Annotated in this window: 8 protein-coding genes and 1 pseudogene; 6 read left to right on the forward strand and 3 right to left on the reverse strand. The window is 59.6% G+C overall.

Annotated features, from left to right (window positions below):
- Positions 1–1007 precede the first annotated feature (1007 nt).
- Genes AC1RQ9_RS17690 through AC1RQ9_RS17700 form a run of 3 tightly spaced genes read left to right on the forward strand, consistent with a single transcriptional unit; the run spans position 1008 to position 6386 of the window.
- On the forward strand, positions 1008–1784 hold the full coding sequence (locus tag AC1RQ9_RS17690; RefSeq protein ID WP_159264396.1) for an ImuA family protein: 777 nt from the start codon (positions 1008–1010) through the stop codon (positions 1782–1784).
- Positions 1684–3222 carry a Y-family DNA polymerase gene (locus tag AC1RQ9_RS17695; RefSeq protein ID WP_408885666.1) on the forward strand — a complete coding sequence of 513 codons (1539 nt, stop codon included), beginning with the start codon at positions 1684–1686 and terminating at the stop codon, positions 3220–3222. Before AC1RQ9_RS17690 ends, AC1RQ9_RS17695 begins: the two co-directional genes overlap by 101 nt.
- Positions 3219–6386: an error-prone DNA polymerase gene (locus tag AC1RQ9_RS17700; protein ID WP_110531865.1), complete on the forward strand. Its 3168-nt coding sequence runs from the start codon at positions 3219–3221 to the stop codon at positions 6384–6386. Before AC1RQ9_RS17695 ends, AC1RQ9_RS17700 begins: the two co-directional genes overlap by 4 nt.
- 153 nt (positions 6387–6539) lie before the next feature.
- Here AC1RQ9_RS17700 and AC1RQ9_RS17705 read toward each other — a convergent pair whose 3' ends face one another.
- Positions 6540–7784 (reverse strand): type II toxin-antitoxin system HipA family toxin, encoded by a 1245-nt coding sequence (locus AC1RQ9_RS17705; RefSeq protein WP_110531863.1) that lies wholly within the window; start codon positions 7782–7784, stop codon positions 6540–6542.
- A complete protein-coding gene (locus tag AC1RQ9_RS17710) occupies positions 7774–8373 on the reverse strand; it encodes a helix-turn-helix domain-containing protein (RefSeq protein ID WP_159264400.1) in 600 nt (199 codons plus the stop codon). The genes AC1RQ9_RS17705 and AC1RQ9_RS17710 overlap by 11 nt, the downstream gene beginning before the upstream one ends.
- A 424-nt stretch (positions 8374–8797) precedes the next feature.
- Between AC1RQ9_RS17710 and AC1RQ9_RS17715 the strand changes: the two genes are divergently transcribed.
- The 3 genes and pseudogenes from AC1RQ9_RS17715 to AC1RQ9_RS17725 all read left to right on the forward strand — a co-directional run.
- Positions 8798–9037 (forward strand): hypothetical protein, encoded by a 240-nt coding sequence (locus AC1RQ9_RS17715; RefSeq protein ID WP_034933542.1) that lies wholly within the window; start codon positions 8798–8800, stop codon positions 9035–9037.
- Positions 9038–9172 (forward strand): resolvase, encoded by a 135-nt coding sequence (locus AC1RQ9_RS17720; protein WP_007396158.1) that lies wholly within the window; start codon positions 9038–9040, stop codon positions 9170–9172.
- Positions 9173–9253: 81 nt separating this feature from the next.
- A pseudogene (locus AC1RQ9_RS17725) lies at positions 9254–9359 on the forward strand (IS481 family transposase); the annotation flags it as partial.
- 32 nt (positions 9360–9391) lie between these two features.
- Here AC1RQ9_RS17725 and AC1RQ9_RS17730 read toward each other — a convergent pair.
- Positions 9392–10831, reverse strand: coding sequence for a DUF6880 family protein (locus tag AC1RQ9_RS17730; protein ID WP_159264402.1), 1440 nt, complete (start codon positions 10829–10831; stop codon positions 9392–9394).
- Positions 10832–10905 lie beyond the last annotated feature (74 nt).

The raw sequence follows: 10905 nt of genomic DNA on the forward strand, positions 1-10905 counted from the left end.
AATGCCGAGATCATTGAAAAGCTGAATATAAAGCAGATAGATATCGGGATCATGTATTGTGAGGAGTGTCCCAAAGCCCCGGCCTTTGTCATGCATTAACTTTATAAGGAAAAACAGGTTCTAGCTGGCGCTAAATCTTACGATTTCCCGCCTGGCGATGAGATTAGCTGGGAAGCCGCAGCACAGTTCCCTCTTATCTTGCTCAGCCGGAGCATGCGTTGCCGGAAATTTGTCGATGTGGGGTTCCGAACTGTAGGCGTAAAATCGATAGTCTGGCCTGAGATTACTTTCCTGGAACTGATTCATGCTTCAATCATGATCTGCCACACCCGCCGACTTCATATTTTACATTTGGGATACGCGCATAAATCTGTGCCTCGAGTTTGCCGCGTGAGTCATTTCATATTTCGAGGATTTGGCAACGTCTGTCGAGAGCGCAGAGATTCAGATATTTTGACGGGCGGGAACAGCTCGGCTTTGTGAATAGACCACTATTTCCCATCTGGCGGACGCTCAGGTTCGGAAAAGGCTATGAGCGACATCACACAGCAATGCTTCGCCCTTTTCCAGCGTCGCTACCACGGCGAGGCGGGAGTGCGGATATTGGTATTGGCCCGATCACCGGTGTTGGAGAAAATGTCCGATAAAGGCGGAAGATTGGATTGGCGGTACGTTCAGGCGTGATTCTGTCCGCCTTCCGGATCCCCTGCTGGCTACTGGTTATCGCATAGAGGTTGCCCCTCACGCTTTTCTTTCGCGAGTCCGCGTAAGGGTGCCCTATCGGGTAGTTTCCACTCCTGTAGGCAAGACACTGCAGAACCGCCCCAGATAAATCCCTGTACTTCAGACACTTTTCATCAAGCCACGATCGGACGGCAGGCCTGTACCCGCGTCCGGATCACAGACTCTTCTCGAGAATAGGTTGACATTCGTCACCGTACCAGAACAAATAACGAACACAATCGCTAATTCCATACCAGAAACACCCGAATGGACTGTCCGACCCCATGCCCGCATCTCAACCACGTCCCGCGCTGGAGGCGCTGAGAGCACAGGTCAGCCGCCTCGAAGGCCAGGGCCGGCGCAGGCGGGGCGTGCTGCCCTTCGGGGTGCCCGAGATTGACGGTCGCCTGCCAGACGGCGGACTGGCGCTGGGCGCGCTGCATGAAGTGGCCGGCGGCGGCCATGACGCCCTGAATGCAGCAGCGTCCGGCCTGTTTTCCGCCGGGATCGCAGCCCGGACACGGGGCAAGGTACTGTGGATCGCCACCCGTCAGGACCTGTACGCCCCGGCACTGCAGCAGGTCGGGCTGTCGGCGCGACGGACCATTTATGTCGCAGCCAGTTCGGACGTCGATGTGCTGGCCTGTTTCGAGGAGGCATTGCGCCATCAGGGGCTGGGCGCAGTCGTCGCCGAGGTGGCCCGCCTGTCCATGACCGCGTCACGTCGCCTGCAGCTGGCGGCCGAGACATCCGGCGCACTGGGCATCGCCATACGGCGCTGGCGGCGGCAGACGGATGCGGCGGATTTCGGCCAGCCCACCGCTTCGGTCACCCGGTGGCGGGTATCCGTCCTCCCATCCGTGCCGCTGCCAGTGCCCGGCGTCGGCCGGTCCCGCTGGCTGCTGGAACTGATCCGTGCCCGCGCGGGCGAATGCGCCGATTTTGAAGTGGAGGCCTGTGATGCCAAAGGGAGACTGGCACCGTGTCGTCTCGCTCTACCTGCCGCTCTGGCCGACAGACCGGCTCAGGAAGCGGCTGGGAACCGACGCGCCCGCGCCTGACCGCCCGCTGGCGCTCGTCGGACGGGAAGGGCGGCGACGGGTCGTGCTATCGGTCGATCTCGCCGCCCGCAGGCTGGGCCTGCGTCCCGGCATGCCTGTCGCGAAAGCGCAGGCGCTCCATCCCGATCTGCTCATCATGGATGCCGACCCGGACGGTGACCGGGCAGGGCTGGAGCGGCTAGCGCTGTGGTTCCAGCACCGCATCGCTCCCATCGTGGCCCCCGATCCACCCGACGGCATCGTGCTGGATACGACCGGTGCCGATCACCTGCATGGGGGCGAGGCCGTCATGCTGGAGAACATGGTCACCCGCCTGAAGAAGTCCGGAATGACGGCCCGGGCCGCGATTGCCGATACATGGGGTGCCGCCCATGCGCTGGCGCGCTATGGCCGGGGACGTATCACCCTCGTGCCGCCCGGTGAGACGGCGGCAGCGATTGTCGACCTGCCCATCGAGGCCCTGCGCCTGCCAGAGGATATCATTGATGGCCTCCATGGGCTGGGCGTGTCACGCATCGGCCCGCTGGCCGGTATGCCGCGCGCACCGCTGGCCCTGCGCTTCGGCCTGGATGTCGCCCGCAGGCTGGACCAGGCTTTCGGGCGGCAGGCGGAAGCCATTGTCCCGGTCCGGCTGCAGGCGCCGGTGCAGGTCAGCCGGAACTTTGCCGAACCGATCAGCGCAGCCGAGACCATTGCCCGCTACATCACCAAACTCGTGCCGCCCCTGTGCGCCGGGTTGGAGGAACGCGAGCAGGGCGTGCGCCGCCTCGACCTGCTGCTGCACCGGGTGGACAGCCGAACCGAGGCCGTCCGTGTGGCTACGGCCATGCCGGTGCGGGACGTCAGACGCCTGACCCGTCTGCTCTGTGACAGGATCGAGACCATCGATCCGGGCTTCGGGATCGAGCGCATGGTGCTGACCGCGTCGCTGGCCGAGCCGATCCTGCACCGCCAGGGTGTCTCCGCCCTGATCGAGGAAGAAGAGGCCGACGTCTCCGACCTGATCGACACCCTGGCCAACCGCGTCGGCACACAGGCCCTGTATCGCTTTGCCCCGGTGGAAAGCGACGTGCCGGAACGGGCTGTCTGCCGCGTGCCCGCACTCGCACCCGAGGACGGAAAGGAGTGGCCGGATCACTGGCCACGCCCCACGCGCCTGTTGCCCCGTCCCGAGCCGATCCAGACCATGGCCGTGTTGCCCGACCATCCGCCGATCTTCTTCATCTGGCGTGGCATCCGCCGCCGGATCAGATGCGCTGATGGCCCCGAGCGGGTCTTTGGCGAATGGTGGAAGGGCGATGCCGAACTGACCACCGTGCGGGACTATTTCCGGGTGGAAGATACCAGCGGCGAGACATTCTGGGTTTACCGGACCGGGGATGGCGAACATGGCGAGACCGGTTCGCAGGGCTGGTTCCTGCATGGTCTCTTTGAATGAGCGTGGCATACGCCGAACTGCAGGTGACGACGTATTTCTCGTTCCTGCGCGGCGCATCCTCACCAATTGAACTGTTCGAGCAGGCGAAGGCCCTTGGCATTGAAGCGCTGGGCATCTGCGACCGTAATTCCCTGGCGGGCATGGTGCAGGCCCATGTCGCGGCCAAAGAGACCGGCATCCGCCTGGTCGTGGGCTGCCGTCTCGATCTGGCCGATTTTCTGCCCGTGCTGGTCTATCCGACGGATCGGGCCGCTTATGGCCGGTTGTGTCGGCTGCTGAGCCTTGGCAAGGCCCGGGCCGGAAAGGGGAAATGCCGTCTGCTCTGGGAGGATCTGGTCACATGGGGTGAGGGCCTCCTTGTCATCCTGATCCCGGATACGGCGGATGATGCCTGCGCCCTGCAGCTTCGCAAGCTGCAGGATGCCTTTGGCGACCGGGCCTCCATGGCGCTGACCCTGCGGCGTCGGCCCAATGACCAGATGCGGCTGTATGAACTGGCGCACCTCGCCCATCAGGCGCGGGTGCCAGCGGTCGTGACCAATGACGTGCTGTTCCACACCCACGACCGGCGTATCCTGCACGATGTGGTGACCTGCATCCGCAACCACACCACCATCGACGAGGCCGGGTTTGCCCGTGAGCGCCATGCGGACCGTTACCTCAAGCCGCCTGCAGAAATGGTGCGACTGTTCAGCCGGTATCCCGAGGCGGTGGCCCGGACCACGGATATTGTGGAGCGCTGCCATTTCTCGCTCGATGATCTGGCCTATCAATATCCCGACGAGGTCTCCGTCCCGGGCCAGACGCCGCAGCAGGCGCTCGAAGCCCTGACCTGGGAAGGGGCGGCAGCGGCCTATCCCGAAGGCATTCCGCCCGAGGTCAGGAACATCCTCAACCATGAACTCGCCCTGATCGGGCGCATGGATTATGCACCGTATTTCCTTACCGTCCACAGCATCGTCCGTTACGCCCGCTCGCAGGGCATCCTGTGCCAGGGGCGGGGATCAGCGGCCAATTCCGCTGTCTGCTATGTACTGGGCATTACCGCCATCGATCCGGCACGGACGTCGCTGCTCTTCGAGCGCTTCGTATCCGAAGAGCGCCGCGAGCCGCCCGATATCGACGTGGATTTCGAGCATGCGCGCCGGGAGCAGGTCATCCAGTGGATTTATGGTCATTATGGCCGCAACCACGCAGCCCTTACGGCCGTGGTTACGCGCTATCGTGCGAAGGGCGCGCTGCGCGATGTCGGCAAGGTCATGGGTCTGCCCGAAGACCTGATCCGCACCCTGTCCGGCCAGATCTGGGGTTGGGGGCGCAAGCTGGATGATGACGCGCTGAATGAAACGGGGATCGACCTCTCCGACCGGCGGATCCGGCTGACGCTGGATCTGGCGCGCTGCCTGATCGGCATGCCGCGCCACCTGTCGCAGCATCCCGGCGGGTTTGTCCTGACCCATGACCGGCTGGATGAACTGGTGCCGATCGAACCGGCGGCCATGGACGGTCGCCAGATCATCGAATGGGACAAGGACGATATCGACGTCCTGAAATTCATGAAGGTCGATGTGCTGGCCCTTGGTATGCTGACCTGCATGAAGAAGGGGCTGGACCTTCTGGCCGAACACAAGGGACAGCATTACACGCTGCAGACCATTCCGGCCGAGGATCCGCGGACCTACGCCATGATCCGGAAGGCGGACACGATCGGGGTGTTCCAGATCGAATCCCGCGCCCAGATGTCCATGCTGCCACGTCTCAGGCCCCGGGTGTTCTATGATCTGGTGATCGAGGTGGCCATTGTCCGGCCCGGTCCCATCCAGGGGGACATGGTGCATCCCTATCTGCGTCGGCGGGCCGGGCAGGAAAAGGAGATCTACCCGACGCCGGAACTCGAAAAGGTGCTCAAGAAGACGCTGGGCATTCCGCTGTTCCAGGAACAGGTGATGCAGGTGGCCATGGTGTGTGCCGGGTTTTCGGCGTCCGAGGCCGACCAGTTGCGCCGGGCCATGGCGACGTTCAAGAATACCGGCACGGTCTCGCGTTTCCGCACGCGACTGATCGAAGGCATGACGGCGCGGGGTTATCCCGCGACCTTTGCCGAGCGCATCTTCCAGCAGCTTGAGGGGTTTGGCAGTTACGGCTTTCCCGAAAGCCATGCGGCCTCATTTGCCATCCTTGCCTATTCGTCATCCTGGATGAAATGCGCCCATCCAGATGTGTTTCTGGCCGCCCTCCTGAACAGCCAGCCGATGGGGTTCTACGCCCCGGCCCAGCTTGTGCGCGACGCCCGCGAGCATGGGGTCGAGATCCGGCCGGTCTGCGTCAACGCCTCGCGCTGGGACAGCACGCTCGAAGGCCCGGAGCGGGATGACGGGCTGTTTGCCGTCCGCCTGGGTATGAACCTAGTGAAAGGACTGGCCAACGAGGATGTGGCCCGGATCGTGGCAGCGCGGGGTAACCGGCCCTTTGCCTCGGTCGATGATCTGTGGCGCAGGGCAGGGGTGAAGGGGGCGGCCCTGACCCGTCTGGCCGAGGCGGACGCTTTCCGGCCGGGGCTGGGTCTGGCCCGGCGCGAGGCGCTGTGGGCGATCAAAGCACTACGTGACGAACCCCTGCCGCTGTTTGCCGCAGCCGCCGTCATGCGTGAGGCGGAAGAACCCGACGTGCTGCTCCAGCCCATGCGGGACGGGGCTGAGGTCGCGCGAGATTACAACCGTACCGGCCTAACCCTGCGGGATCATCCCGTGGCGTTCCTGCGCCCAGATCTCGTTGAGCGCGGGATAGTGACGTGTCGGCAGGCCCTGGAGGCCCGGGGCAGAAGCAGCCTGTCGGTGGCCGGACTGGTGCTGGTCCGCCAGCGGCCCGGTTCGGCCGAAGGTGTGGTGTTCATGACGTTGGAAGACGAAACGGCCGCGATCAACGTGATCATCTGGCCTGATATGTTCGAGCGTTTCCGCCGGGTGGTCCTGTCAGGCCAGATGCTGGGGGTTGTCGGGCGGCTGCAGAAGGAAGGGGAGGTGATGCATCTGGTGGCACGCGAGATCGGTGATCTCTCCCACCTGCTGGCCGATGTGGGGAATCGGTCGCTGCAGCCTCTCTCCAACCTTGATCAGGACAGGTCTGTCGAAAATATCTTTGTGAAGGCCCGGAATTTTCATTGAATGTTGTGTCAGAAGGATAATTCATCTTCGCGATGTTCGCTTACGCCTACACATTGGTCATGCGGAGTGCTGGACTGTGTTTCGCAAAGCGGACATCATTGCTTGAAAGTCTTATCTCCGGATCCAGCGGCAATATTCATTCTGCTTCGTTTCTTAGCTGGTCGCCTCGCCTATGATAGGCAGAGTCTTTAGATGGTTGTCGATGACCTTGACTATATGACGGGACATCGGAAGATGCGCCTTCTCGGATGACCATCGATCCATGAAGAGACCGACAGTTTCACGTGCCGTGTCGAGGACCAGCTTTCTCGGCAGCGCGGCCTTGCCGGCGAGGTGAAGAAGTTCCTCTTTCGTGAATTGATCAAACCGTCGCGTACGACTGAAATTCAAGGCCGACTGATCGCCCGGAATGTAGGGAATCGTCGATACGAAGTCATAGGCAGGAGAGAGCTTGGCGGTCCGCTGGTCGGGGTAGATGAGTGACCAATTTTTCAGATGCATATCCCCGTTGCCGATGAGGGTATTGAAAGTCAGGCGACGGATGAACTCGGCAACATCGTTATGATCGGACTCAGCCGCGATCACCGACGCGATGCTGCGGTTGCTTGCTTTTTTGTACTTATCTTCGGAATAGACCCCATAGACCTGAGCAAAGTCCTCGATATGGATGGATGTGCCATCTTCGCGACGATCAAAGCGCTCGATGATAAAAGCCTTGTCTCCAAGCTGGTCGATGCCGTCCGGCAAGTTTTTGATACCGCTAATATCTACCAAGCCGATAGGTGGGACATTGATGCCAACCATGCGAGCAAGCGTCATCATCGAGAATTCGTTTTCAGGGACGCCATGATACTCTCTTGAGGGAAGCTTGACGATCCAACCGCCCCCGATCCCACTTGCTGGAATGGTCAGGCCACCGGCAGCGTCGATGACGGCTGAAAATTTCAACTGAACCCCAGCAAGCGAAAACCGGAGCGCGTTTTCATGGGTGTTTGAGCCCTTAACCTCGACTTGATCATCGAGATCATCAAACAAAGGCCGTGCTTCATCTTCAGCGACCTCGACCGTCACAGCCCCGGGCAGGTCGCGGCCGAGGGCTTGGATCAGGAAGAACTCACGCGTCTCATTGACGCCCGCCTTTTCTGCCAGATAGCTGCGGAGACGACCTTCAGGAAGCAGGTTCGAGAAGAACGGCATGAGCTTCACTTTGATCGGCCTGAAGTCGTTCCGCAACTCTCCATACTGGTCTTTGAAGGACAAACCGAGCGTTTCTCTATCTGCGTTACCAATATAGGCGTCATTGAACGTAAAGATTGATCGTTCATCGCCAAGATGCGTGAGTGTCCCGATCGGTTTGCCATGGAGTTTGACGGTCAGGAAGGAAACATCAGGCATCATCGTCCTCCTCATCAAGAGAGTAGGCCGGACGTGATAGGGTATCTCCGCTATCGGGTAGCGGATCATGTGAAGCCTTGTTGCGGATCGTTCGCATTATTTTGAGGCTTTCATTGAGTGAGACCATCTCTTTTCCTGGACGACCGATCTGCTCAATTATGTGACGCAGTTTTTTCATTTCCTCGAGGTCGAGCATCGATACTCGGAACCGGTGCAAGTCGGAGATAGACTTCTGAAGTCGCTGAAGTCCTTCGAGGTCTGGCATGCTCATTTGGATGCCGCGCATTGTCTCACTGATTCGCTGCATCTCCTTTTGGATTGCAACGACGTCTTTGCGGTTGGAGCTGATCGCATCGCGGCTTAGGGAACGCACGACGGCCACAGCCTTGCGTGGAACAAGAGCAAGCTCCAGATCAAGGGCATGAGCGAGCGCGGCCAAGCTTGAGAGGCGTAGGTCGACAGTTCCTGCTTCGATCCGGGAAATCTGCGCTTGAGGCACCCCAGCCAACTCGCTCAACTCGCGTTGGCTTAACCCCTTGGTTTTGCGCGCCGCTTGCAATCGCTCTGCTATGCCTGTTATGTCGCAGCTCATATCAATGTTCTTTTCTGCATCAATTCACATATATGATGCAGTTTTATATATCAGAATTTTGGGTACCTTTCAAGATTGATATATATATATATATATATTTCGATATCAAATAATAATTTTATGTATATTTTGAGGTGGCCCCGTCCGTTCGGACAGTTTTGTGGGCTTATAAGCTATACCCGATTGATGTCATGCCGGCATTTGGGGGCGAACTGGAAATCGTCGCTCGATTCCCCGATCGTGCGGTGAAGATCCGCAATTTCTCCGAATTGAACGCGAAGCGGGGGCGTTTGAGACTTACGCCAGTCCCGCCGATTACCGCTATGACATACGTAAACGCCCGAACACGGGATTTGTGATGTTCCGACCGTGAGTGTTTCGATGCCTCATACCCTGTTTTTTTGCGGAAATGGGAAGTGGCGGCATGGTAAAAGATACGAAACGCAAACTCGGCGGTATCGTCCCGGCCAACGATAACGGGCCGGTCGATCCTGCCGCGAAAGCGCGGTGCGATGAACTGATGTTTGCCCTGGCGAGCGCAATGGGCCGCCAGATCGCCCGCGAAGAGTTCGCCCGTCGGAAATTGGGGCGGGCGGCCAACGACAATTGCCCTCTTCCCGGCCATCGCCCGGACGGGAAGGACAGGCCGGAAAGGGGAGAGTGAATGACCCGCGTAGCTCTTTATGCCCACCATTCGTCCGACAACCAGAGTGCGGCCTCCATCGAGGACCAGTTGCGCCTGCGCGATGAAATGGCCGTCCGTGAAGGCTGGCCCGTCGTGCAGACCTATCGGTGTTGATTTTCACTGAGAACTGATGGCGTGGACGGCTCCCTGTGGTCCTGAGAGGATGCTGAGGAGTTGAATGTCAGTGAAGGAAACCATCATGCGTTCCGTAATGCTGATCACATCAAACCGGCTGATCGTGAACATCATGAAGCAGGTCGACGAACTCCTTGATTACGCCAATGACGTTTCACAACCTGACAGACATTCTGCTGCCCCTATCGCTGTCTTTAATTATTCACCGATCAGCGACCAGAAACCCAGCTTGCGCTTATGCTGCGCTTTCAAGCGGGTCATAAAGGCTTCATGGGTTTCCATGCCGTTTGTCGCTGTCAGCATTTGTGCAAGCAGCCGACAGGAGGCGAGATCCTTCGCCGCATAGGAATAATAGCGGGAAAGCGCCTTATTCAGCACGGCCTCGACCAGCAGGCGGTAAAGAAGGGTCGCCTCATTGGGATACGATTCAGACAGACGATCCGCAGCCGGACGTAGTGTTCCGTAATCACGCCCGTCCAGTTCTGCCGTATGCTCCCGCACGAGACGGGCAGCAGCGTCGAGCGCTGGCCATTTAAGAAGAGTGGAAAGGGCTACGCCCCTGACCGGGAAATTACGGATGTGATTGAGTGCCTGTTCTTCAGCATCAATCGCGTCGTAATCGCTGAGATGGCGTTGATATGCTTGCCAGTGCGGCAGGCTAAGGCGTTCCTGAAAGATTTTCCATCGCAGGGACTGGGCTGTGTCGCGATCGCCCACGGTTTCGCACGCTTCGATCCGAAGATCGTCATTTTCCCAGCGGAACCGGGGCGTCTCCTCAGTCTCCCGGTCGAGCCATTCGAGCGCCTCACGGGCACGCTCCTTGTCCAGCAGGCGACGTGCAACATCGCCGATAGAAGAGGACTGACGTTCACTCAGGTTGACTGCTTCGATATAGGCATCGACGTCACCTATTGCATCGGCCAGATCCTTCAGATGACCGAGGGTCTGCATGCGCGCAAAGTCGGTACGATAGTCTCCCTTCGCATTTGAGGCGGGAAGGTCGTGCAGTCGTGCAAGCAGCGTGCTTCTGAGTATGGCCGCGCCCGGCTTCCCCAGTGCTTCACCGCACGAGACAAGCAGGCGGTCACAGGTGCCATACCCGTCGTTATCGAGAAGTGTGAGCATATCCCTGACAGTGACAGCCGGATCCCGACCAGCCTGTCGTCCCCAGAGGGAGCCAAGATCGGAGGCCGCTTCGCGAAACACATCTGACAGGTAACCGGAACTGTCATCAGAGCGCTCATAGACGGAAGGAGCAAGTTCCACGAGAAGACGCATGGCGGAAATGGCCTGCCCGACATCCGTCGTTGCAACATCGTTGAGAATGGATTGCCGTAAGGCATCGAGCTCGGTCGTAAGGGGTTTGATCCGGTCCCAGGGCAGGAATCCACGGGAACGCTGGATCGTTCGCAGCCTCTTTTCGATCTCCTTGCCGAGTTTGTCTTTCGCATGAGTGGCTGTCAGCGCCATGCGCAGCTTCCGGGTGAGCACGGCATCCTGTTCCGACAGTTCGACCAGAAGGTCTGCAAGCCGATCCGCACCAAGGGCTTTCAGATTGTCTTTCGTGACGGTCGTGCCAACTTTCGCGGATGCGGCGGATTTGCGGGTGGCAGGTTTTGTAGAAGGAGTGCGGACCATGAATGCAGATTATGACAGCGACACAGGGGACGCAATCAAAAGCCGTTGTCAGGAAAAAGAGGAAAAAAGCTAGC

The organism is Komagataeibacter ossonobensis (assembly GCF_057359305.1).

Excerpts from the sequence above, each read along its gene's own strand:
- AC1RQ9_RS17690 (WP_159264396.1), top strand. The coding sequence starts at position 1,008 with ATGCCCGCATCTCAACCACGTCCCGCGCTGGAGGCGCTGAGAGCACAG.
- AC1RQ9_RS17720 (WP_007396158.1), top strand. The coding sequence starts at position 9,038 with ATGACCCGCGTAGCTCTTTATGCCCACCATTCGTCCGACAACCAGAGT.
- AC1RQ9_RS17705 (WP_110531863.1), bottom strand. The coding sequence starts at position 7,784 with ATGATGCCTGATGTTTCCTTCCTGACCGTCAAACTCCATGGCAAACCG.
- AC1RQ9_RS17710 (WP_159264400.1), bottom strand. The coding sequence starts at position 8,373 with ATGAGCTGCGACATAACAGGCATAGCAGAGCGATTGCAAGCGGCGCGC.
- AC1RQ9_RS17715 (WP_034933542.1), top strand. The coding sequence starts at position 8,798 with ATGGTAAAAGATACGAAACGCAAACTCGGCGGTATCGTCCCGGCCAAC.
- AC1RQ9_RS17700 (WP_110531865.1), top strand. The coding sequence starts at position 3,219 with ATGAGCGTGGCATACGCCGAACTGCAGGTGACGACGTATTTCTCGTTC.
- AC1RQ9_RS17730 (WP_159264402.1), bottom strand. The coding sequence starts at position 10,831 with ATGGTCCGCACTCCTTCTACAAAACCTGCCACCCGCAAATCCGCCGCA.
- AC1RQ9_RS17695 (WP_408885666.1), top strand. The coding sequence starts at position 1,684 with ATGCCAAAGGGAGACTGGCACCGTGTCGTCTCGCTCTACCTGCCGCTC.